At 67.4% G+C, this 23,263-nt stretch carries 20 protein-coding genes; 8 read left to right on the top strand and 12 right to left on the bottom strand.

The window, feature by feature from the left end:
• Positions 1 to 83 precede the first annotated feature (83 nt).
• Positions 84 to 1,442 (bottom strand): cryptochrome/photolyase family protein, encoded by a 1,359-nt coding sequence (locus PBN85_RS10075; RefSeq protein WP_271298868.1) that lies wholly within the window; start codon positions 1,440 to 1,442, stop codon positions 84 to 86.
• 140 nt (positions 1,443 to 1,582) lie between these two features.
• Between PBN85_RS10075 and PBN85_RS10070 the strand changes: the two genes are divergently transcribed.
• Positions 1,583 to 2,002 (top strand): hypothetical protein, encoded by a 420-nt coding sequence (locus tag PBN85_RS10070; RefSeq protein ID WP_271298867.1) that lies wholly within the window; start codon positions 1,583 to 1,585, stop codon positions 2,000 to 2,002.
• A gap of 57 nt (positions 2,003 to 2,059) precedes the next feature.
• On the opposite strand, the gene paoC is transcribed toward PBN85_RS10070, so the two are convergent.
• The 7 genes from paoC to PBN85_RS10035 form a co-directional block, all read right to left on the bottom strand.
• Positions 2,060 to 4,279, bottom strand: coding sequence for an aldehyde oxidoreductase molybdenum-binding subunit PaoC (paoC, locus tag PBN85_RS10065; protein ID WP_037536242.1), 2,220 nt, complete (start codon positions 4,277 to 4,279; stop codon positions 2,060 to 2,062).
• On the bottom strand, positions 4,276 to 5,232 hold the full coding sequence (locus PBN85_RS10060) for an FAD binding domain-containing protein (RefSeq protein ID WP_271298866.1): 957 nt from the start codon (positions 5,230 to 5,232) through the stop codon (positions 4,276 to 4,278). Before PBN85_RS10060 ends, paoC begins: the two co-directional genes overlap by 4 nt.
• On the bottom strand, positions 5,229 to 5,864 hold the full coding sequence (gene paoA / locus PBN85_RS10055) for an aldehyde dehydrogenase iron-sulfur subunit PaoA (protein ID WP_271298865.1): 636 nt from the start codon (positions 5,862 to 5,864) through the stop codon (positions 5,229 to 5,231). Before paoA ends, PBN85_RS10060 begins: the two co-directional genes overlap by 4 nt.
• A 135-nt stretch (positions 5,865 to 5,999) precedes the next feature.
• A complete protein-coding gene (locus PBN85_RS10050; RefSeq protein ID WP_271298864.1) occupies positions 6,000 to 7,295 on the bottom strand; it encodes an OmpP1/FadL family transporter in 1,296 nt (431 codons plus the stop codon).
• A gap of 65 nt (positions 7,296 to 7,360) precedes the next feature.
• A complete protein-coding gene (locus PBN85_RS10045) occupies positions 7,361 to 7,771 on the bottom strand; it encodes a DUF2147 domain-containing protein (RefSeq protein WP_037536467.1) in 411 nt (136 codons plus the stop codon).
• 552 nt (positions 7,772 to 8,323) lie between these two features.
• Complete coding sequence (locus tag PBN85_RS10040) at positions 8,324 to 10,642, bottom strand: 3-hydroxyacyl-CoA dehydrogenase/enoyl-CoA hydratase family protein (protein ID WP_271298863.1); 2,319 nt, start codon at positions 10,640 to 10,642, stop codon at positions 8,324 to 8,326.
• Entirely contained in the window at positions 10,642 to 11,778 is a 1,137-nt protein-coding gene (locus PBN85_RS10035) for a thiolase family protein (RefSeq protein ID WP_271298862.1), read from the bottom strand. Before PBN85_RS10035 ends, PBN85_RS10040 begins: the two co-directional genes overlap by 1 nt.
• Before the next feature lie 122 nt (positions 11,779 to 11,900).
• Here PBN85_RS10035 and PBN85_RS10030 point away from each other — a divergent pair, with 122 nt between their 5' ends.
• Genes PBN85_RS10030 through PBN85_RS10015 form a run of 4 tightly spaced genes read left to right on the top strand, consistent with a single transcriptional unit; the run spans position 11,901 to position 16,568 of the window.
• Positions 11,901 to 13,601, top strand: a complete 1,701-nt coding sequence (locus tag PBN85_RS10030; RefSeq protein WP_271298861.1) for a long-chain-fatty-acid--CoA ligase — start codon at positions 11,901 to 11,903, stop codon at positions 13,599 to 13,601.
• A 12-nt stretch (positions 13,602 to 13,613) separates the two neighbouring features.
• The gene (locus PBN85_RS10025; protein ID WP_051583669.1) at positions 13,614 to 14,069 is read left to right on the top strand and encodes a MerR family transcriptional regulator; all 456 of its coding nucleotides are present in this window, start codon (positions 13,614 to 13,616) and stop codon (positions 14,067 to 14,069) included.
• A gap of 35 nt (positions 14,070 to 14,104) precedes the next feature.
• Positions 14,105 to 15,145: a pyruvate dehydrogenase (acetyl-transferring) E1 component subunit alpha gene (gene pdhA, locus PBN85_RS10020; RefSeq protein WP_037536253.1), complete on the top strand. Its 1,041-nt coding sequence runs from the start codon at positions 14,105 to 14,107 to the stop codon at positions 15,143 to 15,145.
• A gap of 1 nt (position 15,146) precedes the next feature.
• Positions 15,147 to 16,568 (top strand): pyruvate dehydrogenase complex E1 component subunit beta, encoded by a 1,422-nt coding sequence (locus PBN85_RS10015; RefSeq protein WP_271298860.1) that lies wholly within the window; start codon positions 15,147 to 15,149, stop codon positions 16,566 to 16,568.
• A gap of 360 nt (positions 16,569 to 16,928) precedes the next feature.
• Here PBN85_RS10015 and PBN85_RS10010 read toward each other — a convergent pair whose 3' ends face one another.
• The 3 genes from PBN85_RS10010 to PBN85_RS10000 are packed head-to-tail and all read right to left on the bottom strand — an operon-like array spanning position 16,929 to position 20,100.
• On the bottom strand, positions 16,929 to 17,648 hold the full coding sequence (locus PBN85_RS10010; RefSeq protein ID WP_271298859.1) for a TadE/TadG family type IV pilus assembly protein: 720 nt from the start codon (positions 17,646 to 17,648) through the stop codon (positions 16,929 to 16,931).
• A complete protein-coding gene (locus PBN85_RS10005; RefSeq protein WP_271298858.1) occupies positions 17,645 to 18,241 on the bottom strand; it encodes a TadE/TadG family type IV pilus assembly protein in 597 nt (198 codons plus the stop codon). Before PBN85_RS10005 ends, PBN85_RS10010 begins: the two co-directional genes overlap by 4 nt.
• The gene (locus PBN85_RS10000) at positions 18,238 to 20,100 is read right to left on the bottom strand and encodes a TadE/TadG family type IV pilus assembly protein (protein ID WP_271298857.1); all 1,863 of its coding nucleotides are present in this window, start codon (positions 20,098 to 20,100) and stop codon (positions 18,238 to 18,240) included. The genes PBN85_RS10005 and PBN85_RS10000 overlap by 4 nt, the downstream gene beginning before the upstream one ends.
• Positions 20,101 to 20,211: 111 nt before the next feature.
• On the opposite strand from PBN85_RS10000, the gene PBN85_RS09995 reads away from it, so the two are divergent.
• Both PBN85_RS09995 and PBN85_RS09990 read left to right on the top strand, forming a co-directional pair.
• Positions 20,212 to 20,862 (top strand): squalene/phytoene synthase family protein, encoded by a 651-nt coding sequence (locus tag PBN85_RS09995; RefSeq protein ID WP_271298856.1) that lies wholly within the window; start codon positions 20,212 to 20,214, stop codon positions 20,860 to 20,862.
• A 56-nt stretch (positions 20,863 to 20,918) separates the two neighbouring features.
• A complete protein-coding gene (locus PBN85_RS09990) occupies positions 20,919 to 21,377 on the top strand; it encodes a histidine kinase (RefSeq protein WP_271298855.1) in 459 nt (152 codons plus the stop codon).
• Here the strand turns inward: PBN85_RS09990 and trmFO are convergent.
• The gene (gene trmFO, locus PBN85_RS09985) at positions 21,313 to 22,677 is read right to left on the bottom strand and encodes a methylenetetrahydrofolate--tRNA-(uracil(54)-C(5))-methyltransferase (FADH(2)-oxidizing) TrmFO (protein WP_271298854.1); all 1,365 of its coding nucleotides are present in this window, start codon (positions 22,675 to 22,677) and stop codon (positions 21,313 to 21,315) included. The two genes, PBN85_RS09990 and trmFO, sit on opposite strands and share 65 nt — an antisense overlap.
• A 65-nt stretch (positions 22,678 to 22,742) precedes the next feature.
• Between trmFO and PBN85_RS09980 the strand changes: the two genes are divergently transcribed.
• Entirely contained in the window at positions 22,743 to 23,177 is a 435-nt protein-coding gene (locus tag PBN85_RS09980; protein WP_271298853.1) for a DUF488 domain-containing protein, read from the top strand.
• Positions 23,178 to 23,263: the final 86 nt, after the last annotated feature.

The raw sequence follows: 23,263 nt of genomic DNA, 5'->3' as shown, positions 1-23,263 counted from the left end.
ATAATCCGTCCAGGATTTCCTGATCCCGGCTCGATCGGCCTCAGGTTACGGCGCCGTTGTTCATCAATACTGGCGCGTCGGACTCACTCCATCGCCTTCTGCGCGGCCAAGGCGCGCTCACGTGCTTCGCGATGGCCGATGATCTTCGCCGGATAGGATTCGGGGCGGACGCCATGCTCGTCGGGATCGTGGATGGCGTCGTCGGGAACGTCGGCGAGCTCGGGCACCCAGCGGCGGATATAGTCGCCGGCGTCGAACTTCTCCGACTGGCCGAGCGGCGCCATGATCCGGCTGAACATGTTGGCATCGACGCCGGTGCCGGCGATCCATTGCCAATTGACCGAGTTGTTGCCGTAATCGGCGTCGACCAGACAATCCCAGAACCAGCGCTCGCCCGCACGCCAGTCGATCAGCAGATGTTTGACGAGGAAGCTCGCGGTGATCATCCGCACCCGATTGTGCATCCAACCCGATTGCCACAATTGCCGCATGCCGGCGTCGACGATCGGATAGCCGGTCCGCCCGCGCTGCCACGCCTTGAGGTCGCGCTTGGCGGCGGCATCGTCGCGCCACGGCAAGGCGTCGAACTTGGCGCGGCCATTGACCGTGCCGTAATCCGGCAAGGCGAGCAGCACGCCCGAGGTGAAGTCGCGCCAGGCGATCTCCCGCACGAAGCCGTCGTCGGCATGGTCCCCGAGCGCGTGGATCACCTGCCGCGGCGAGATCTCGCCGTGATGGAGGTGCGGCGACAACCGGGACGTGCCGTCCGCCGCGGGCAGGTTGCGCTGCGTTTCATAATCGTCGGCCTGTTTGGCGAAGCGCTTCGCCTTGGCCAGCGCCTCGGTCTCGCCCGGTTTCCAGTCGGCGAAACCGCCCGACCAGTCGGGCTTGCTCGGCAGCAACGCCCAGTCGGCAAGCGCGTCGCTTTTCGGCCAGTGATCGGGCGCAGGACACGTGCGTGGCGCGGCGACCGGCGCATCGGGGGGCAATTGCGTCTGCAAGGCCTTCCAGAAGGACGAGAAGATGCGGAACGGCGCGCCGCTGCCGGTGGTGATGTCCTCGATCCGCGCGAGGTGATTGCCGTCGTACAAGGTGATCGCGTCGCCCAGCGCCGCCTCCGCCTTGCGCCACCACGGCTCATAGTGGCGCAGCGCATGGATGCGCGCCGCGCCCGTCTCCTGCATCAGGTCGCGCAGGATCGTCACCGAATCCCCGCGACGCAGGATCAGCCGGCTGTGCTTGGCGTCCAGCGCATCGCCGAGCGCGGCAAGGCTGTGGTGCAGCCACCAGCGTTGCGCCCCACCGATCGCCCATTCACCCGCGGCATCGTCATCGAGGATATAGACCGGGATCACCGCCCCCGCCTGCGTCGCGGCGACGAGCGCGGGTTGATCGTGCAGGCGCAGGTCCTGGCGCAGCCAGAGCAGGGAGATATCGGTCATCGGCGGTCAAGCGTTTTAGCGGCGAGACGGGTTCCGCGCCGCATCGGCCTGATGGGCAACTCTATCATGGGTAAGCACGAGCCGAAGAGCGGGGCAGCGGCCCGATTGTGCTCGGGCAGGCGGTCGGGCACAGGGGAGGGATGAAGCGGATATCGATCCTCGCGCTGCTGCTCGCCGCCTGCGCCCCGTCCGCGCCCGACCCGGCGCCGCCGCGGCTGCCGGTGCCGATCCGTGGCGCCGAACAGATGACGCTGGTGCGCGGCGCGGCGCTCGAACGGCTGGTGCGCGGCAGCGTCCAGACGCGAGACGGCGCGGTGCCGCCGGTCGAGCATTTCGCCGCGACCGGCGATGGCTATGAGTTGCGCTATAACGACAAGCCCGATTCCGCCGGCCGCTATCGGATCACCCCCGACCGCGTCTGCCTGCGCTTCGCCGACGATCGCAGCATCTATTGCCGCTTCTATCTCACCGATCGCGCCGGCAAGACCTGGATGGCGGAGGACGATCGCGACTATCCCCTGCACGTCGCCGGGGTGCGGGTGACGCACGGCGACCGATAAGGGCCCGCCGGCGTCGGGAGCGGCGGCGATCAGTCGCCGTCCGCCCCCGAACCGGATTCAGGCGATCATCGCGCTGCCGGCGATCACCTTGTCGAGCGTGACCGGATATTCACGCACGCGCACGCCGCTGGCATTGTACACCGCATTGGCGATCGCCGCGCCGACGCCGCACAGGCCGAGTTCGCCGACACCCTTGGCCTTCATCGGCGACGACATCGGATCGACCTCGTCGAGGAAGATCACCTCCTGATGCGGGATGTCGGCATGAACCGGCACCTCATAGCTTGCCAGATCGTGGTTTACGAAGAAGCCGAAGCGCTTGTCGACCGCCAGCTCCTCCATCAGCGCCGCACCGACGCCCATCGTCATCGCCCCGATCACCTGGCTGCGCGCCGACTTCGGATTGAGGATGCGTCCGGCCGCGCAGACCGCGAGCATGCGGCGGATGCGGATCTCGCCGGTATAGGCGTGGACGCCGACCTCGACGAAATGGCCGGCGAAGGTGGATTGCTGTTCCTTCTTCGCCAGGTCACCGAACTCGATACTGTCTTCCGCCGACAGGCCCGACGTGCCCGCCGCCTGCGCCAGTGGCACGCTGCGATTCCCTGAGCGGACCTTGCCGTCGGCGAAGCTGACGTCGTTCGAGTTGAAGCCGAGCTTTTGCGCCACCGCCTCGCGCAGCTTCATGCACGCAGCATAGACGCCGGCGGTCGAGCTGTTGGCGCCCCATTGGCCGCCCGATCCGGCGGCAGTCGGGAAGCTGCTGTCGCCAAGCAGCACCGTCACCTTGTCGAGCGGCACGCCCATCATCTCGGCGGCGGTCTGCGCGATGATCGTATAGCTGCCGGTGCCAATGTCGGTCATGTCGGTGGCCACGGTGACCTGGCCCTTGCGGTCGATGCCGACCCGCGCGCCCGATTTCATCGTGATGTTGTTGCGGAAGCCGGAGGCGACACCCATGCCGACCAGCCACGCGCCGTCGCGCTTCGCCCGCGGCGTCGCGCTGCGCTGCGCCCAGCCGAATTTGTCGGCGCCCAGGCGCAGACACTCGACCAGCTGCCGCTGCGAGAATTTGCGGTTGGGCTTCTCGGGATCGACCTGCGTGTCGTTGATGATGCGGAACTGCACCGGGTCCATGCCCAGCTTCTCCGCCATCTCGTCCATCGCGACTTCGAGCGCCATCAACCCGGGCGCCTCGCCCGGTGCGCGCATCGCATTGCCCTCGGGCAGGTCCAGCACGGCGAGCCGCATTGAGGTCAGCCGGTTGGCGCCGGCGTAGAGCAATTTGGTCTGCGACACCGCCGTCTCCGGCCCGCCGCCGGGCAGATCGCCCGAACCGCTCTCATGCGCGATGGCGACGAGCTTGCCGTCCTTCCCCGCGCCGAGCCGGATGCGCTGGCGCGTCGCCGGACGGTGCGTGGTGTTATTGATCATCAGCGGGCGTTGCAGCGTCACCTTGACCGGCCGGCCCGCCTGCCGCGCGCCGAGCGCCGCGAGCACCGCATCGGCGCGCACGAACAGCTTTCCACCGAAACCGCCACCGATATAGGGCGAGATCAGCCGCACCTTCTCCTTGGGGATGCCGAGCGTCTTGGCGACGTCGCCCTTGCCCCAATTGATCATCTGGTTCGAGGTCCACAGCGTCAGCTCGTCGCCCTGCCAGCGGGCGATGCTGGCATGCGGTTCCATCATCGCATGGCTCTGGTCGGGCGTTTCATAGACCGCGTCGAGTTGCACCGGCGCGGCGGCGAACGCCTGTTCGAACTTGCCGACGCGGTCGACCGGCGGGGCGGAGCTGCCCTCGCCGCTGCTGTCTCCCTTGAGCGGCGCGGTCTTGAGCGCCTCGTCGAGGTCGAACCGGCCTTGTCCGCGCGCATAATCGACGCGGATCAGCGCCGCGGCGGCGCGCGCCTGTTCGAACGTCTCGGCGACGACGAGAGCGATCGCCTGGTGGTAATGATCGACCGCCGGGCCGCCGAGCAGCTTCGCGGTGTTCATGTCACCCTTGCCGAGCGTGCCGGCGGTGTCCGCGGTGACGATCGTCAGCACGCCCGGCGCGGCCTTGGCGGCGGCGAGGTCCATGCCGGCGATCCGGCCCTTGGCGATGCCGGCGCCGACGACATAGCCATAGGCCGCATCGGGGGCGACGTCGTGGCGTTCATAGGCATAGGGGGCGGTGCCGGTCGTCTTGAACTTGCCGTCGATCCGGTCGGTCGGCTTGCCGACCACCTTGAGCTGATCGATCGGATTCTGCCCGGCGGGCGTATCGAACTTCATGCTGCGTCCTTCGCTTGCGCCAGCACCGCGGCGAGCGTCCGCTCGACCAGCGGCACCTTGAAGCTATTGTCCTTGGTCGGCCGTGCGCCGGCGAGCAGTCGCGGCGTCACCGCCTTGGCTCCCTGCGGCAGCGCTGCTTCCGCCGCCTCGACCCGCCACGGCTTGGGCGCGATACCGCCGATCGCGACATGGCCGCTGCCGTCGCGCTGGACGATCGCGGCGACCGAGACGAGCGCATAGGCGTAGGAGGCACGGTCGCGCACCTTGTGGTAGATGTGCGTGCCGCCGACCGGCTTGGGAAGGGTCACCGCGGTGATCAGCTCGCCCGGTTGCAGGTTGGTGTCGATATGCGGCGTATCGCCCCACAGCCGATGGAAATCGGCGATCGGGATGCGCCGTGTCGCGCCCGACGGCTGCACCGTCTCGACTGTCGCGTCGAGCACGCGCATCGCCACCGCCATGTCGCCGGGATAGGTGGCGATACAGGCGTCGCTGGTGCCGATGATGCCGAGCTGACGGCTGTAGCCGCCGATCGCCGCGCAGCCCGATCCGGGCTTGCGCTTGTTGCACGGCTGGTTGGTGTCGTAGAAATAGGGGCAGCGGGTGCGCTGGAGCAGATTGCCCGCGGTGGTCGCCTTGTTGCGCAACTGGCCGCTCGCCCCCGCGACGATCGCCCGGGTCAGCACGCCGTAATCGCGGCGCACGCGCGGGTCGGCGGCGAGGTCGGTGTTACGGACCAGGGCGCCGATGCGCAGTCCGCCGCTGTCAGTCGGTTCGATCTTGTCGAGCGACAGCGTGTTGACGTCGACCAGATGGACCGGCGCCTCGATCTCCAGCTTCATCAGGTCGAGCAGGTTGGTGCCGCCGGCGATGAACTTGGCGCCGGGACGCGCCGCGACCGCGGCGGCGGCGGCGGCGGGGCTGGTCGCGCGCTCATAGGTGAAGGCCTTCATGCCTTGGCTCCCGCGAAGTCGCGCATCGCTTCGATGATGTTGGAATAGGCGCCGCAGCGGCAGATGTTGCCGCTCATCCGCTCGCGGATCTCCATCTCGGTCACGGCCGGCGCGGTGGCGATATCGGCCTGGACGTGGCTCGGCACGCCGCGTTTGATCTCGTCGAGCACCGCCACCGCCGAACAGATCTGGCCGGGCGTGCAATAGCCGCACTGATAGCCGTCATGCTTGATGAAGGCGGCCTGCATCGGATGGAGATCGTCGGGCTTGCCCAAGCCCTCGATCGTCGTGATCGAATCGCCGTCGTGCATCACCGCGAGGCTGAGGCAGGAGTTGATCCGGCGGCCGTCGACCAGCACCGTGCACGCGCCGCACTGGCCGTGGTCGCAACCCTTCTTGGTGCCGGTCAGCTTCCAATGCTCGCGCAGCGCATCGAGCAGGGTGGTGCGCGTGTCGAGATCGAGCCGGTGGGTCGATCCATTGACCTTGAGCGTCACCGGCATCGTCGGCGGCGCGGCGCGCTGGTCGAGCGGCGGCGTCTGTGCTTCGGCCGGCAGCGCGGACGCGGCGACGCCGACGGCCCCGCCCGCGATCACGCCGCGGCGGGACATGGTAATTTCGTTCTGGCTCATCGAGGCCCCCGGATGCTGTCGCAGATCGTCATAGGGCCGGACGGCCCTGCCTAGCTACGGAAAATCGCGTGGACTCACTACGCCGGAAGAGGGCCGGGGTTCCGCCGCCGGGACGGCGAAACCCCTGAATTCCCATCAGAAGCCGATATGGGCTCCGGCCGACAGGACGACGGCATGCGCATCCTGCAACGTGCCGTTGGTCAGTACGGTGGTCTGCGCGATCGTGCCGGAATAGGCCTGCGTCGCGCGATCGATCGACGCATTCTTGAAGTCGACGTAATTGGCGGCGAGATCGATGCCGAACTTGGGGGTCAGCTGGAAGGTGCCGCCGGCGCCATAATTCCAGCGGTTGGCATCGGGTACGCGCGCGTCGCGCAGACCGTTCTGCGTCGGCGTGGTGGCGTGCTGGACACCGGCGCGCAGCGTCACCCGCGGCGAGATCTCATAATCGACACCACCGGCGAGGCTGTAGCTGTCGCGATAATTCTCCGGCAGCGCGGTATTGAGCGGCGCGCCGAGGCGGATCGCGTCGAACTTGCTCCAATTGTAGCGCACCGCCTGGCCGTTGAGCGTCAGCGCCGGCGTGGCGCGGATGCGGGCGCCGATGATCACCTGCGCGGGGGTGTAGAAGCGCGCCTCGACCCCCGAGATCGTCGTGTTGCGGGTGGCGAGCGGCCCGGTCAGGCCTTCAACCAGCAGGTCGCCCTTCAGCGTATGCTCGATCCGCGACTTGTAGCTGACGCCGACCGTCGCCCAGTCGTTGTGCATCTGCGCGCCGGCGGTCCAGCCCACATCCCAGCCGTCGCCTTCGAGCTTCTGGCGGCCGTCCGTCGTCGTGGTGAGGTTGGGCAGCGCGTTGCCGAGGCTGGCATAGACATGTTCGACATTGGCGCCGCCGCCGACCCGCAGCCAGTCGGTCAGCGCGACCGCGATCGATGGCTGGATGTCGATCGTCTGGAGCTTGGTGCGGGTGGCGCTGTAGCGCGTCCAGCTCGTCGAATCATAATCGGTGGTGAAGCTGTACGGCGAGGTCACGGCAAGGCCGATCGCCACCGGTCCGAACGGCACGGCGACGGCGCCCGACGGCAGCAGGCCGTTGTCAATCGGGTTGCGCGCGACTTGGTCGCCGCCGACCGCGGCGAACTGACCCGCCGGCGTGCGCTGCACCAGCGTGCCGTTGTTGACGACCTTGCCGCGCGGCAGGATGCCCGACGCGTTGATCGCCGCCTCGCCATGATCCATCCCGGCGATCGCGGCGGGGTTCCACCACAGCGACTGCGGCCCGGTGTCGGCGACCTCGCCCGAGAAGGCGCGGCCGGCGCCGCGTGCCGACTGTTCCTGAAGGTAGAAGGCCTGCGCGTGGGCGACGGTAGCGAAGCCGAACGAGCCGAGCACCGCGGTGGCGAGCAGGGAGGTTTTGCGGAAGGTCATGGCGGGGTTCCTCTGAAAGGGATGGGAAGGGGGCTGGTGCGAGGGATGCGGCGGGCGGCGCCGGATCAGCGGATGCGCGTCCAGGTCTGCGTCTTGCAGAGCGGCACGAAGACGCAGCCGCGCACCTTGAGCGTGTCGGCGGTGAGCGGCGTCACCGTCGCCTTATAGGTCTTGCCGTCGTCGGCCTTGTAGATCGATCCGCCGGTCCAGGCGTTGCCGCTGGCGGTGAAGCCGCTGAGGATCAGCAGGCCCTTGAGCGGGCGGTTACGCTGCGCCGGATCGGGGTTCTTGCTGTCCTTGAGGTCGGGCTGGGTACGCAGCAGCTCCGACGTGACGATGCGGCCGCAGATCGATGCGCCGCAGCGCTGGATCTCGACGATGCCGCCGCGCGTCTCGGTCTTCCAGCGGCCGATCGCGGCCTCCGCGCCGGGGTCTGGCGCCGCGGCGAGCAGGGCACCGAGCAACAGCAGGGACATGGTCATTCTCCTCTCCATGATGCCCGCGGTCCACCGCGCACATCGGTCTTGCACTGGTCGGACGCCGTATCCGTACGGTCGCCCCGTCATCATCACCGCGTAAAGATGAACGATGACCTAATGGCTAAGCAGATGCCGTATACGGCAAGCTGCGGCCCGGTTAACCCGCTGCCGGGGCAAGTCAAGCGCCGCCACGCCGATTGTCCGGCGGGTGCGGCAGCGGTGCCACGAATGGCCGAATCGCGGCGTCGCGGCCTGCGACTCGGGGGTGATGGGGCGTCCGCAAAGGGGGCCATCCGCGAGACGCCAGTCTTCCCGCGCGGGCTCGAACCCAGCGGCCAAGCAGGCCGGCGGCCGGTTGCGACGAGAAAACCGGGCGCCGCCTGCGCCGGGGCACCGTGGGGCTGGCGCACCGATTCACGCAGGCCAGGAGCCGGCTGGAGCAAGCCTCGCGACGACGCGGTCGCCCGACCGTCCCCAGCAGGACGGTCGGTTGGTTTGCGGAAGCCCCGACCGATCATCAGGACCGCCGAACCACGACAGCGCGACGGCTCAGTTGCGCAGCGGCTTCCCCGTCGTCAGCATCTGCTGGATGCGCGCCTGCGTCCGGGGATCGCGCACCGCCTCCATGAACCCCTCGCGCTCGAGCGCGAGCAGGTCATCCTCGCCAACGACATCGACCAGATCGGCGTCGCCGCCGGTCAGGACGCGCGCCAGCCGGGCCGAGACGACGACGTCATAGTCGGTCGCCACGCCCTTCTTGTGGAAGCCGTCGACCACGCCGGCGATGCCGACCTGACCGCTTTCGCCGGGCAGGCGGAAGGTCGGCTGCTCGGGCGGCGCATAGCCCGCGACCAGCGACAGCGCCTTGGCCTTGGCGTCGGCGAGGAGCCGGTCGCGGTTCATCGTGATGCCGTCGTTCGGCCGCAGCAGCAGCATCTCCTTGGCGAGCGCCGCCGATTTGGAGACCTGCGCGGTCGAGATCGTCTCGAACGCCTTGGCGACCGCGGGCATCGGCCCCTTGGGCAGCATCGGCGCATGCGCGAGCCGATCGAGCAATTCGCCATTGCCGCCCCAGCCGGGCAACAGGCCGACGCCGCATTCGACCAGGCCGATATAGCTTTCGGCATGCGCCTGCACCGCATCGGCGTGGAGCACCACCTCGCAGCCGCCGCCGAGCGCCATACCCGCGGGCGCGGCGACGACGGGGAAGGGCGCGTATTTCAGCGCCTTCATCGCCTGCTGACCGCCGGCGACGAGCTTTTCGATCTCGCCCCACATGCCGGCGGCGACCGCAAACATCGCCATGCCGAGATTGGCGCCCGCCGAGAAGTTCGAGCCTTCGTTGTAGATCACCAGCGCCTTGAACCGCTCTGCGACGATCGGAATCGCCTGCTGGATCAGCGCCATGATCTCGCCGTCGAGCGCGTTCATCTTGGTGGTGAATTCGAGCGCCGCGACGCCGTCGCCGATATCCCACAGCGCGGCCGAGGCATTGCGCAGCACCGGTTCGGCGCCGAGCTTGATATCCTCGAGCAGCATCACGCCGTCGCCGCGCACCACATCGGCATAGTCGCCGTCGCGGGTGAGGAACTGGCGCTTGCCGTCGACGACGCGGTAGAAGCTGCGCTCGCCCGCGACGTCGAGGATCGCCGGCACGTCGCGGCCCGCGTCGCGCAGCCGCGCGGCAAAGGGCGCGGCGCCGATCCGGTCGATCAGCTCGAACGGCCCGAACTTCCAATTGTAGCCGAGTTTCATCGCATCATCGATCGCGACGATATCGTCGGCAGCCTCCCCGACGAGCATCGCCGCATAAGCGAGCGTCTTGCCGAGCACCTCCCAGGCATAGTCGCCGACCTTGCCGGGCGTCGCGATCAGCGCGGCGAGATCCTTCTCGGCCTTGGGCGGCAAGGCGGCGGGCTTGATCCCCTCGCGATAGTCACCGGTGGCAAGGTCGAGCGCGAGCTTGGTGCGCGTCGCCTTGTCGAAGCGGTAGAAGCCGCCCTTGCCCTTGCGGCCGGTGAAGCCCTCGGCGATCATCCTGTCGACCAGCGGCATCGGTCGCACCGTCTCGAAATAGGGGTCGCCCTGCGGCAGCGTCGACGACAGGCTCTTCGACAGCAACGGCATCAGGTCGACGCCGACCAGATCGACCAGCCCGAAGATGCCGGTCTTGGGTACGCCCATCGGCCGGCCGCCGATCTGGTCGGCCTCTTCGACGGTCAGGCCCTGATCCATCGCCGCATTGATCGCGACGGCGAGCCAATAGGTGCCGATGCGGTTGGCGATGAAGCCCGGCGTGTCCTTGGCGCGGACGATGCGCTTGCCCATGAAGCGATCGACGAAATCCTCAACCCGTCCCGCCACCGTCGCATCGGTCTGCGCGCCGCGGACGATCTCGATCAGCCGCATGTAGCGCGGCGGATTGAAGAAGTGGGTGATGAGGAAATCGGCCTTGAACTGGTCCGAGCGCCCGTCGACCAGCGCGCCGAGCGGAATGGTCGAGGTGTTCGACGAGACGGCGGTGCCGGGGCGCTTGAGCGTTTCCAGCTTGGCGTAGAGCGACTGCTTGATGTCGAGCCGCTCGACGATCGCCTCGACGATCCAGTCGCATTCGGCGACGCGGGCGAGGTGGTCGTCGATATTGCCCGTCTCGACCAGCTTCGCCGCGGCATTCGACATGAACGGCGCGGGGTCGGTCTTGAGCATCTTCGCCACCGCGCCCTTGGCGACCGCGTCGCGATCGTCGCCGTCCCTGGCCGGAATGTCGAGCAGCAGCACCGGCACGCCGGCATTGGCGACCTGCGCGGCGATGCCGGCGCCCATCACGCCGGCGCCGATTACGCACACTTTGCGAATGGCGTCAGTCATCATGCGCGCTCCAGCACCGTGGCGATGCCCTGGCCGCCACCGATACATTGGGTGGCGAGCGCATAGCGGCCGCCCTCGCGCTCGAGCAGCGCCGCCGCCTTGCCGACGATGCGCGCACCGGTCGCGCCGAGCGGATGGCCGATCGCAATCGCCCCGCCGTCCTTGTTGATCGTCTCGTCCTTGAGGCCGAGGTCGCGGATGCAGGCGATCGCCTGGCTGGCGAAGGCCTCGTTGATCTCGACCACGTCAAGGTCGGCGACGGTGACGCCCGCCCGCTCCAGCGCCTTGCGCGAGGCGCTGATCGGGCCGAGGCCCATCGTCTCGGGCTCGATCCCCGATACGCCGACCGCCTTGATCCGGGCGAGGATCTTGAGGCCGTGCTTGACCGCAAAGTCCTCCGACGTGACGAGCACGGCCGAGGCGCCGTCGGTCAGCGGCGACGAGGTGCCGGCGGTCACCGATCCATCCTGGCTGAACGCGGGCTTGAGCGCGCCGAGCGCCGCGACATTGGTGTCGGGGCGGATCGTGCCGTCCTCGCTGACCGTGCCCGCCTTGGTGGTGATCGGCACGATCTCGTCGGCAAGGCGGCCGTCGGTGCGCGCCGCGGCGGCCTTCTGCTGGCTCTTCACCGCAAAGGCATCCTGCTCGCCGCGGGTGATCTGATATTTGGTCGCGACGTTCTCCGCGGTCTCGCCCATACCCATATACGCGCCGGGCTTGGCCTTGGCGAGCGCCGGGTTGGGCAGGGGGTTGTAGCCGCCCATCGGAATGCGGCTCATCGATTCGAGGCCGGCGCAGATGAACGCCTCGCCCGCGCCGATCTGGATCTGGCCCATGGCGATATGGATCGCGCTCATCGACGATCCGCAAAAGCGGTTGACCGTCATGCCGCCGACCGACAGCGGCAGATCGGCGAGCAGGCCGATCAGCCGCGCGACGTTGAGGCCCTGTTCGCCCTCCGGAAAGGCGCAGCCGAGGATGATGTCCTCGATCGCCGCCGCATCGACGCCGGTCTTCTCGATCAGCCCGCGAATCGTCTGCGCGGCGAGATCGTCGGGGCGGACGCGGGCGAGCGCGCCCTTGCCGGCGAGGTGGAAGGGCGAGCGCGCATAACCGGCGATGACGACGTTGGTCATGGAATCCTCTCTTTGCAGGCATCCGAGACTTGCGGGATGCCGTATAGGTGCGATACCTTCCCATTACGTCAAGTGACGCGAGCGGACAATATGCTCGGGACAGAAGATGAGAGGATAGACGGATGAGCGACACCGCGAGCCGAGAGTCGAGCGCATCGCAGACCCCTTCGCTGGCGATCCGCCATGGCGCGCCGCTCACCGCCCAACCCCGCCTGCTCGGCGACCTGCTCGACCGGTCAGTGCAGCGCTTCCCCGGTCGGCCCGCGGTCGACTTCATGGGGCGGATCACCAGCTGGGGCGCGCTCGGCGCCGATGTCGAGCGGGCCGCGGCGGCGCTGCAGGCGCTCGGCGTCGTCAAGGGGACGCGGGTCGCGCTGTGCCTGCCCAACACGCCCTATTATCCGGTGTTCTTCTTCGCGACGCTCAAGGCGGGCGGCATCGTCGTCAACGTCAACCCGCTCTACGTCGAGCGCGAGCTCACCCATCTGATCGAGGATTCCGGCGCGGAGATCATCGTCACCTGCGACATCGCCGAAATCCAGGCGCGCGTCCTCAAGGTCGCCGGCGAGACCGGCCTCCGCCACGTCATCACCTGCCCGATCGCCGACGTGCTGCCCGGGCTCAAGCGGTTCGGCTACAGACTGGTCAAGCGCAAGGAGATCGGCCACGCCCCGGCGAGCGCGCAGCATCTCTATTACCGCGCCTTCATGGCGAAGGGCGGTAGGCCACGCGCCGTCGCGGTCGATCCGCATGAGGTGGCGGTGCTGCAATATACCGGCGGCACCACCGGCGTGCCCAAGGCGGCGATGCTCAGCCACGCCAATATCGTCGCCAACACCGACGCAATGCTGGTCCATTGCGGCGGCGAGGTGCCCGAGCAGGACCGCGTGCTCGGCGTGCTGCCGCTGTTCCACGTCTTCGCGCTGACCAACGTGCTGACCTTCTCGACGCTGGTCGCGGCGGAGATGATCCTGTTGCCGCGCTTCGAGCTCAAGCAGCTGCTGGCGACGCTCAAGCGTACCCGGCCGACCTATTTTCCGGCGGTGCCGACGATCTACAACGCACTCGCCAACCTGCCCGCCGGCGAGCGGCCCGATCTGTCGGCGATCAAGGTCTGCATCTCGGGCGGTGCGCCGCTGCCGGTCGAGGTGCGCCATGCGTTCGAGGCGCATACCGGCGCCAAGCTGGTCGAGGGATATGGCCTGTCCGAAGCCTCGCCGATCATAACCTGCAATCCGTTCGTGGGCGTCAACAAGGAAGGCTCGGCCGGTCTGCCCTTTCCGGGCACGACGATCGAGATTCGCGACCGCGAGGATCCGACGCGGATCATGCCGGCGGGCGAGAAGGGCGAGATCTGCGCGCGCGGCCCGCAGGTGATGAGCGGCTATTGGCACAAGCCCGCCGAGACGCAGGCCGCCTTCGCCGACGGCAGCCTGCGCACCGGCGACGTCGGCTATCTCGACGCCGACGGCTATCTGTTCATCGTCGACCGGATCAAGGACATGATCCTGTGCGGCGGCTACAACGTCTATCCGCGAGTCATCGAGGAGGCGCTCTACGAACATCCCGCGGTGGTCGAGGCGGTGGTGATCGGCGTCGCCGATCCGCATCGCGGCCAGAGCCCCAAGGCGTTCGTCGTGGTCAGCGATCCCGCCGTCACCGGCGCGGCCTTGCGCGATTTCCTGCGCGACAAGATCAGCAAGATCGAGCTTCCCCGCGAGGTGGAAATCCGCGACACTCTGCCAAAGACCTTGATCGGCAAGCTATCCAAAAAGGAGCTCGTCGCCGAGGAAGAGGCCAAGGCGGCACAGCACGCCGGCTGATTGGGGGAGTCTATGCACGACGGCGGCGAGCTGCAGGGGATCCAGGAGGTGGCCGACATGCTTGGCGTCACCCCGCGCACCCTGCGCTTCTACGAGGACAAGGGATTGATCGAACCGTCCCGCATCGGGACGACGCGCGTCTATCGCCGCCGCGAGGTCGCGCGGATGCAGCTGATCCTGCGCGGCAAGCGGCTCGGCTTTTCGCTGACCGACATCGCCGAATTCCTCGACCTCTACGATGCCGACCCGCAGCATCTCGAACAGATGCGCGCGCTGGCCGAACGCGTCCGCCAGCGGATCACCGAGCTGGAGCAGCAGCGCGACACGCTCGACCAGACGCTCGCCGATCTCGCCAAGCTGGAAGGCGAGGCGCTCGCCCGCGTCCATGCCCATGATCCGGGCGGCAAGCTTTCGTCACGCACCATCGCGACCCAGGGAATTGATGTTCGGGCGGAAGGAGGCCTATAGGCAGCGCCACATCCCCAGGACCGTTGAGGTAATCCGTGGCCAAATCGCCTGCTCCTCCCGCCGTACCGCTCACCAATCGCGAGCGCCCCGCCGATCCCAAGCCGTTCGAGGCGACGAAGGAGCAATTGCTCGACTTCTACAAGCACATGCTGCTGATCCGCCGGTTCGAGGAGAAGGCGGGCCAGCTTTATGGTCTCGGCTTCATCGGCGGTTTCTGCCACCTCTACATCGGCCAGGAAGCGGTTGCGGTCGGCCTCCAGTCGGCGCTCGACGGCGAGAAGGATTCGGTGATCACCGGCTATCGCGATCACGGCCATATGCTCGCCTACGGCATCGACCCCAAGGTGATCATGGCCGAGCTGACCGGCCGTGCCGCCGGCATCAGCCGCGGCAAGGGCGGTTCGATGCACATGTTCTCGACCGAACATAAGTTCTACGGCGGCCACGGCATCGTCGGCGCGCAGGTCAGCCTCGGCACCGGCCTCGCCTTCGGCCACAAGTACAGCAACGACGGCGGCGTCTGCCTTGCCTATTTCGGCGACGGTGCGGCCAACCAGGGCCAGGTGTACGAGAGCTTCAACATGGCCGAGCTGTGGAAGCTGCCGATCATCTTCGTGATCGAGAACAACCAGTATGCGATGGGCACGAGCGTCAACCGCGCCTCGGCCGAGGACCAGCTGTATCGCCGCGGCGAGAGCTTCCGCATCCCCGGCATCCAGGTCGACGGCATGGACGTGCTCGCCTGCCGCGGGGCCGCCGAGGAGGCGCTCGCCTGGGTGCGCGCGGGCAAGGGGCCGGTCATCCTCGAGATGAAGACCTATCGCTATCGCGGCCATTCCATGTCCGACCCCGCCAAATACCGCAGCCGCGAGGAGGTGCAGGGGGTGCGCGACAAGTCCGATCCGATCGAGCACGTCAAGAAGCTGCTCGAAGCGCAAGGGGTGGGCGAGGCCGACCTCAAGACCATCGAACAAGAGATTCGCAAGACCGTGAACGAAGCCGCCGATTTCGCCGAGAGCACGCCCGAGCCCGATGAGGCCGAACTCTATACCGACGTGCTGGTGGAGACGTACTGAGATGGCGATCGAGATCAAGATGCCCGCGCTCTCTCCGACGATGGAGGAAGGCACGCTCGCCAAATGGCTCGTGAAAGAGGGTGACAGCGTCAAGTCCGGCGACATCATGGCCGAGATCGAGACCGACAAGGCGACGATGGAGTTCGAGGCGGTCGACGAAGGGACGATCGGCAAGATCGTCATCGCCGAAGGCACCGACAATGTGAAGGTCGGCGACGTCATCGCCTTGCTGCTCGAAGAGGGCGAGAGCGCCGATTCGGTCGCCGCCCCCGCCACCAAGGACGACAGCGCCAAGGGCGACGCCCAGGCGGACGAGCAGAAGCCGGCCGATAAGGTCGAGGATTCGGCGCACCCGGCGCAGGAGAAGGTCGAGACGGGCGCGCGCCAGCTGTTCGATGCGGCGAGCAACGACGGCAGGCGCGATCCCGAGATCCCCGCCGGCACCGAAATGGTCCGCACCACCGTCCGCGAAGCGCTGCGCGACGCGATGGCGGAAGAGATGCGCAAGGACGACCGCGTCTTCGTGATGGGCGAGGAGGTCGCGCAATATCAGGGTGCGTACAAGGTGACGCAGGGCCTGCTCGATGAATTCGGCGACCGCCGCGTCATCGACACGCCGATCACCGAATATGGCTTTGCCGGCGTCGGCACCGGTGCGGCGATGGGCGGGCTCAAGCCGATCATCGAGTTCATGACGTTCAACTTCGCCATGCAGGCGATCGATCACATCATCAATTCGGCGGCCAAGACCAACTATATGTCGGGCGGCCAGATGCGCTGCCCGATCGTCTTCCGCGGCCCCAACGGTGCGGCGAGCCGCGTCGGCGCGCAGCACAGCCAGAATTATGCGCCCTGGTATGCCAGCGTCCCCGGCCTGATCGTCATCGCGCCCTATGACGCGGCGGACGCCAAGGGCCTGCTCAAGGCGGCGATCCGGTCGGAAGATCCGGTCGTCTTCCTCGAGAACGAGCTGATGTACGGCCGCTCGTTCGAAGTCCCCAAGCTCGACGATTTCGTCCTGCCGATCGGCAAGGCGCGGATCATGCGCGAGGGCAAGCACGTCACCCTGGTCAGCTATTCGATCGGCGTCGGCCTCGCGCTCGAAGCCGCCGAGACGCTGGCGGGCGAGGGGATCGAGGCGGAGGTCATCGACCTGCGCACGCTGCGCCCGCTCGACAAGCAGACGGTGCTGAACAGCCTCGCCAAGACCAATCGCCTGGTGGTGGTCGAGGAAGGCTGGCCGACCTGCTCGATCGCGTCGGAGATCACCGCGATCGTGATGGAAGAGGCGTTCGACGATCTCGACGCGCCGGTGCTGCGCGTCACCAACGAGGACGTGCCGCTGCCTTATGCCGCCAATCTCGAGAAAAAGGCGCTGATCGACGCCCGGCGCGTCGTCGCCACGGTGAAGAAGATCGTCTGAGACAGGCGCCCCCTCTCCCTTGCGGGAGGGGGCGTTTTCCGGCGGGGGCGGCTCGCCGATGCTTTCGCCTGAGAAGTAGGGCGTTGGTGGCAAAAGCCGTTGGATCACTCGGACGGTAACGTGTCCGGTTGCGTGAGCCGTTGCTCAAGCCTCACCGTCGCCCGACACGCCGTCACCCCGGACCTGTTCCGATGTCCACCGTACCGCTAAATTACCGGCTCATGCCCGTGCGGACGGGTGGATGCCGGAACAAGTCCGGCCTGATCTAACCGCTTCGAATGATGGGTCACCCCGGCTGCGGGTCTGCGTCGCGGGATGATGATGCCAATGGTCTTACCTACGCCTCACCATCAAATCCGATCAACTCGCCGTATATAGGTCGCAGAAATACTGCGTCGCCGCCGGGCTCGGATTGTAGATCTGGCTAAAGTCGCGGCGGTCGCGCACCACATAGGATGCAGTGTAGCGAATGCGCGTCGCCGAGGCGCCGCCCGGCACCCAATAGGTGCTGAACACCGGCTTATAATCGTAGCTCACCTCGATATACATCACGCCCGATCCGACCGGCGCGCTGACCCGCGTCGCGGCGGTGTCGCCCATGCCGTTCGGCATCGCGACGCCGGCGCTGGAGGGGGAGGTGCCGACGCCGTCGCCGCGATCCATCGTCCCGTTGCTGCGGTCGTAGTTCGAATCATAGCCGGTGCCGCTGCGCATGCCGAGGCAGCGCTGCCAGTGGAGATATTGCGAGCCCGCCGTCTGCTGTTCGAGGCTCGATATCGTGATCCGTCCGCGATTGGTCAGATCGAGCGCCGCGCCCTGCAACCGCGCCGAGGTCAGTACGTCGGCGATATCCGCCTCGCGCAACTGGGTGATGTTCGAAGCGCCGAGCAGCCCGACCCGCGACGCGGTATCGGCGAGGTTGAGCGCGACCTGGCTGACGCGCAGATGCGTGATCGCCAGCCACGCCATCTCCGTCCCCCACGCGCCGACGCCGAGCACCAGCGGCATGGTCAGCGCGAACTCGATCAGCGCGACGCCGCGGGTCGCGCGGAGCAGGTCTCGCGCCCGCCGGCGCGTCACGGGCACACCTGCTGCACAGTGGTGCCGGCCTGCGAGGCATAAGGCTGGTTCTTGAGGATCGTCGACGCGCTGATCGTCGCGCGCTTCGGCCAGCCGATCAGGCTGGCGATCGGGAAGATGCGGTTGAACTGGACCGTCATCGTATAGACGACGGCGTCATTCGCACCACCCTGGCCGGTGATACCGGGATCGATGTCGCGGAAGCCGTTGCCATTGACGTCGGTGAAACATTCGGTCGCGGCATCGTAGACGCCGTTCTGATTGTCGTCGGAGAAGGGTTCGGGCGCGATATAGCCGAACTGGCTGAAGCTCTTGCGCGACGAGGTCCCGGTCGCGTTCTTGGCGATGCGGTTGACCTGGCTCATCACCCGCTGGTCGAGCGTCGTTCCCGCGTCGGTCGAGGCGTTGGTCTGGATCGTGCCGTCGCGTCCGGCCTTCTGCACCGCGCCGGTCAGCGTCGCCTGCATATAGGCGAAATAGGCGAGGTCACCGAGCCCCATGATGAGCAGCAGCATGACCGGGACGACGAAGGCGAATTCGACCAAAGTCGCGCCGCGCCGATCCGCGGCGAGGGTGGGGCGGGGCGACTTCACTGGCTGATCCGCAGCATCGCCAGCCGCTGGGCGATCGTCTGGAACGCGCTCTTCAGCGCATCGGTGCTGCTCGCCTGGAACGCCTGTCCCGGTGACGCGCAATACGTCAGGTCGCTGGTGATCGACGTGCCGAGCGCGACGACGAAGATGCTGATCCCGCGCTTCTTCGCCGCATCGCACTCGATGCGGAAACGTGCGGTGTGGGTCGCATAATCGCGCGAGTCGTTGCTCGCCGAGCCGGTCCGGTTGTCCATATCCTCGACACCATATTGGCCGTAGATTTGGCCGTTCGGCGACATCGTCCCGTCGGTCATGAAGACGATGTTGCGCGACGGCGCCGGCCGCCCGGGCCACGCCGCGGTATCCGCCGCAAAGACGCCCTTCGGCGCGAGCAGCCGCACGCCCCAGATCATGCCGGTGTCGTGGTAGGTGCCGCCGAACGCCTTGAAGCTGCTGTCGTAGACGTAATCGTTGACCTGCTGCGCCGTCATCACCGCCAGACGCTGCGCCTTCGGCACGCAGGCGGCATAAGCGTTGTTGGCGAGCGTGGTCCCGGCGCGGTAATTGACGGTGTTTTCGTTGATGCTCTCGTCGGCGACGTCGACGTAGGTCCGGTTCGCCCCGCGCCACCATTCGACGTCCGGCCACATCGGCCGCCACTTGTTGGTCGACAGGCTGGGAATGCTGTCCGGGTTGAGGTCGTCGGGGAGATTGTTGACGTCGAAGCTGCTCGCGGTCGAGGTGTTGAGTTCCTCGATACACCCCGACCAGGCGCTGGTCGACCCGTCGAACCGGGTCGGATCGGCGACGGTGCCGCCGGTGAGCGTCGTCAGATAGGAGGAGACGTCCCATTGCACCGGCTCGAACCGCCAATAGGGGCGCAAGGGTTGTTCGCGACCCGAGCAGGTTCCGCCGGAGGAGGAGGACCAGCTCGTGTTGTAATATTTCATCGCCTGCGGATAGCTGGTGCTCCAGTCCGGACCGGTCTTGCTGAAGCCGCTGCTTGGATAACGTTGATCGACGCACATCGCCTTCGGCACGCCAGTCAGCGAGACCGCTTTCGTATCGCCGGACGCATAGTCGCCGGCCAGCACCCCGCCGGTACCGGTGAGCGGCGACAGATGCCGGCTCTGATAGGTCCAGCTGCCCTGCATATATTGCGACGGGATCAGCCGGCCGACGTTGACCGACGACGCGTAAGGTACGAACCCGTAGCGGATATGCGTCGAGGGATCGGCGCTCGTCCGCATCGTCTTGTCGAACAGCAGCACCGACTGGCGCAGCGATTCGATCTTCGAATAAGTCGTCGTGCCGTTGGAGGTGGTGGCGGGTTTTTCCGTGCCGTTGTTGCAGGTCGTCGAATCGTAGGGATAGCAGGTCATCGACCCGGTCACGTCGAGCACGAACATCACGTCGGCATCGCCGACGTCGAAGATCGCCTGGCAATTGACCGTCAGCGTCTGCGCGCCGATGCCGAAGAATCCCATCAGCGCCATCGGCACCGTCGTCTGCGCGACGCCGCCCATCGCATTGGCGACGCCGGGGGTGGTGTTGACCGATGCCTTGCTGGTGGTGAAGCTGATGTTGCGGTTCTGGTACCAGCCGGGGCGGAAATTGTTGTAGAAGAAGGCGGAGGCCTGTTTGCTCGCGGCGTCATCGACCGGCGTCGACATCTGCGTGTCGGTCATCGCCTTGCGCCCGGCGAGCACGCCGGCGTCACACGCCTGTTGCAGCCGCACCTTGACGACGTACAGCCGTGCCATATCGACCGCCGAGCCGGCGAAACCGATCAGCGGAATCATCGCCGCCGCCATGATCGCCAGCGTATTGCCGGCCCGGTCGCGCCGCAGCCGGGACAAAAATCCTGATCGAGACCGATTGCGAAAGATGCGCATCGCCAAACACGGCTCACGTTTGTTTACTAGGATAGTCCCGGTTAACCCCCTGGTATGAAATCACTCTCAAACGGCATGGTTAACAAATCCGATCCGGATGGAACCGCATTGGCGCTGCTCGCCGTGTCGAGGGCGATGCGGCCGGCGATGGCCGCGCTGTTCGCGCTCGACGCGCGGCTCGCCGATATCGTCCGCACCACGCGGGAGCCGCTGGTCGGGCAGATGCGGCTGACCTGGTGGCACGACGCGCTGACCCGGCTCGACGATGCGCCCGCACCCGCCGAACCGCTGCTCCGCGAGCTGCAACGGCTGTTGCTGCCCCAGGGCGTATCCGGCGCCCTGCTGGCGACGATGATCGACGGCTGGGAGGCGCTGATCGTCGCCGACCCGATCGATGCCGCGGCGCTCGACACGCATGCGCGGGCGCGGGGGGAGGGGCTGTTCGCCGCCGCGGGCAGGCTGCTCGGCGGCGACTCGCCGCTGCTCGCGCCGGCGGGGCGGGGGTGGGCGCTGGCCGATCTCGCGGCGCATCTGTCCGACCGCGACAGCGCGACGCGGGCGGCAGACTCGGCGGGCGAAGCACTTGCCGATGCGTTCTCAGGCACTTGGCCAAGAACGTTGCGTCCGGTCGGTCTATCGGCCCTAATTGCCAAGCTCGATCGCTCCGATCTTGCGCCTATCGTCAAAGCATTGAAGGTCTGGGCTTTTCGGATGACTGGCCGGTGAAGACTTGATCGTCGCCCCGCCGCTGCTAGGCTCTCCTATCGCAGGAGGGCTCGGCGATGTGGCGATATCTGGCGGCGGGTGCGGCAGTTCTGGCAGCGGCGGGTGGTGGTGCGTTGCTGCTCCACCGCCATACGCCGGCGGCTCTGCCCGCGGCCCCGACGGCGCAGGCGAGCGAGGCGCCGGCCCCGGCGGCTGAGCCGGACGTTCCCGCCGCGGCCGAGGCGACGCGCGAACAGCGTCGCTTCGCGCGCTACGACAAGGACGAGAATGGCGCGATCAGCCGCGAGGAATATCTCGCCAACCGGCGCAAGAGCTTCGCCAAGCTCGACAGCAATGGCGACGGCCGGCTCGACTTCGACGAATATGCCGCCCGCGCCGCCGCCAAATTCGTCGCCGCTGATCGCGACAAATCGGGGGCGATGGACGCCGCCGAATTTGCCGCCACCGCGGTCAAGCGCAAGCCGGGTCGGGCGAAATGTCCGCCGACTGCGGCGCCGTCGGGTGATGAGAGCTGAGCCAGCCGGCAAAGGCGGCACGACCGCGGTCGGTGTACATCTTCTTGCGGTCGGCCTTCTTGGTGCGACCGGGGATCGGCGGCATGAGGCCGAAGTTGACGTTCATCGGCTGATAGGTCTCCGCCTCTGCGCCGCCGGTGATATGGCCGAGCAGGGCGCCGAGCGCGGTCTCGACCGGCGGCGGCGCCAGCGTCTGGCCGGCGAGCTCCGCCGCGGCGAAGCGTCCGGCGAGCAGGCCGATCGCCGCGCTCTCGATATAGCCCTCACAGCCGGTGATCTGTCCGGCGAAACGCAGATGCGGCCGGCTCTTCAACCGCAGCGTCGGATCGAGCAATTGCGGCGAGCGGATGAAGGTGTTGCGGTGCAGCCCGCCGAGCCGCGCGAATTCCGCATTCTGCAAGCCGGGGATGGTGCGGAACAGCCGGACCTGTTCGGCATGTTTGAGCTTGGTCTGAAAGCCGACGATATTCCACAAGGTGCCCTGCGCATTGTCCTGCCGCAGCTGCACCACCGCATAGGGCCAGCGCCCGGTGCGCGGGTCGTCGAGCCCGACCGGCTTCATCGGCCCGTAGCGCAACGTGTCTAGGCCGCGCTCCGCCATCACCTCGATCGGCATGCAGCCCTCGAAATAGGGCGTGTCCTTTTCCCACTCCTTGAATTCGCTCTTCTCCCCGGCAAGCAGCGCGGCGTGGAAGGCGAGATAGGTTTCCTTGTCCATCGGGCAGTTGATGTAATCCGCCTCGCCCTTGTCCCAGCGCGACGCCTTCCACGCGACGTCCATGTCGATCGTGTCGGCGTGGACGATCGGCGCCAGCGCGTCGAAGAAGGCGAGCGCCTCCGCCCCCGTCGCGCCGCCGATCGCCTCGGCGAGATGCGCCGCGGTGAGCGGCCCGGTGGCGAGGATCGCCGGCCCCTCCGGCAGCGTGTCGATCCGCTCGCGCACCAGCGTGACATTGGGATGATCGGCGAGCGCGGCGGTGACGGCCGCGGCATAGCCGTCGCGATCGACGGCGAGCGCCGAGCCGGCGGGGACGCGATGCCGGTCCGCCTGCGCCATGATCAGCGATCCGAGCGCGCGCATCTCCTGATGCAGCAACCCGACCGCATTCGCCTCGGCATCGTCCGAGCGGAAGCTGTTCGAGCAGACGAGTTCGGCGAGCTGGTCGGTCTGATGCGCCGGCGTGCGCTCACCCGATCCGCGCATCTCCGACAGGCGGACACGATAGCCCGCCTCGGCGAGCTGCCATGCCGCTTCCGATCCGGCGAGGCCGCCGCCGACGATATGGATGTCATAAGTCATGTCAGGCCATTAGGCCGCGATGCCGGCGCGGGCAACGCGCCGCCCCGCCGAGGCGTTGGGGCGGCATGACGACGATCTACACTATCGGGTACGAGGCCACGACGATGGCCGATTTCCTCGCCGCGCTGCATCGCGCCGGCGTGACGCAGGTAATCGACGTGCGCGCATTGCCGCTGTCGCGCCGCCCCGGCTTCTCCAAGTCGTCGCTTGCCGCCAGTCTCGCCGAGGCGGGCATCGCCTATGTCCACCTCAAGGCGCTGGGCACGCCGAAGCGCGGCCGCGACGCCGCCAAGAAGGGCGACGTCGCGACGCTGACCGAGGTCTACGACGCGCAGCTCGACCTGCCCGAAGCGCAGGCCGCCGCCGCGCAGATGCTCGACCTCGCCGCGACGCAGCCGAGCGCCTTGCTCTGCTACGAACGGGACCCGACCCATTGCCACCGCACGCTGTTGCTCGACGCGGTGGCGGAGGCCGCGGAGGTTATTGATCTCTATACATGAGGCCGAGCGCGGTGGATTGGTCTTCGTGCGCCATCGGTCGCTTACGGTGGGGCTCAGCCGAGTCGGGCCGACCGGTCGGAAGATTA

The organism is Sphingomonas sp. CV7422 (assembly GCF_027945725.1).
Lineage (GTDB): Bacteria > Pseudomonadota > Alphaproteobacteria > Sphingomonadales > Sphingomonadaceae > Sphingomonas > Sphingomonas kyungheensis.
Note: the sequence above shows the minus strand (reverse complement) of the source record. Positions and strands in the feature narration are given on the sequence as shown.

Coding starts and splice junctions, on each gene's coding strand:
- PBN85_RS10035 (WP_271298862.1), bottom strand. CDS start 11,778: ATGACCAACGTCGTCATCGCCGGTTATGCGCGCTCGCCCTTCCACCTC.
- PBN85_RS10060 (WP_271298866.1), bottom strand. CDS start 5,232: ATGAAGGCCTTCACCTATGAGCGCGCGACCAGCCCCGCCGCCGCCGCC.
- trmFO (WP_271298854.1), bottom strand. CDS start 22,677: ATGACTTATGACATCCATATCGTCGGCGGCGGCCTCGCCGGATCGGAA.
- PBN85_RS10050 (WP_271298864.1), bottom strand. CDS start 7,295: ATGACCTTCCGCAAAACCTCCCTGCTCGCCACCGCGGTGCTCGGCTCG.
- paoA (WP_271298865.1), bottom strand. CDS start 5,864: ATGAGCCAGAACGAAATTACCATGTCCCGCCGCGGCGTGATCGCGGGC.
- PBN85_RS10015 (WP_271298860.1), top strand. CDS start 15,147: ATGGCGATCGAGATCAAGATGCCCGCGCTCTCTCCGACGATGGAGGAA.
- PBN85_RS10045 (WP_037536467.1), bottom strand. CDS start 7,771: ATGTCCCTGCTGTTGCTCGGTGCCCTGCTCGCCGCGGCGCCAGACCCC.
- PBN85_RS09990 (WP_271298855.1), top strand. CDS start 20,919: ATGTGGCGATATCTGGCGGCGGGTGCGGCAGTTCTGGCAGCGGCGGGT.
- paoC (WP_037536242.1), bottom strand. CDS start 4,279: ATGAAGTTCGATACGCCCGCCGGGCAGAATCCGATCGATCAGCTCAAG.
- PBN85_RS10030 (WP_271298861.1), top strand. CDS start 11,901: ATGAGCGACACCGCGAGCCGAGAGTCGAGCGCATCGCAGACCCCTTCG.
- PBN85_RS09995 (WP_271298856.1), top strand. CDS start 20,212: ATGGTTAACAAATCCGATCCGGATGGAACCGCATTGGCGCTGCTCGCC.
- PBN85_RS10070 (WP_271298867.1), top strand. CDS start 1,583: ATGAAGCGGATATCGATCCTCGCGCTGCTGCTCGCCGCCTGCGCCCCG.
- PBN85_RS10025 (WP_051583669.1), top strand. CDS start 13,614: ATGCACGACGGCGGCGAGCTGCAGGGGATCCAGGAGGTGGCCGACATG.
- PBN85_RS09980 (WP_271298853.1), top strand. CDS start 22,743: ATGACGACGATCTACACTATCGGGTACGAGGCCACGACGATGGCCGAT.
- PBN85_RS10075 (WP_271298868.1), bottom strand. CDS start 1,442: ATGACCGATATCTCCCTGCTCTGGCTGCGCCAGGACCTGCGCCTGCAC.
- PBN85_RS10040 (WP_271298863.1), bottom strand. CDS start 10,642: ATGACTGACGCCATTCGCAAAGTGTGCGTAATCGGCGCCGGCGTGATG.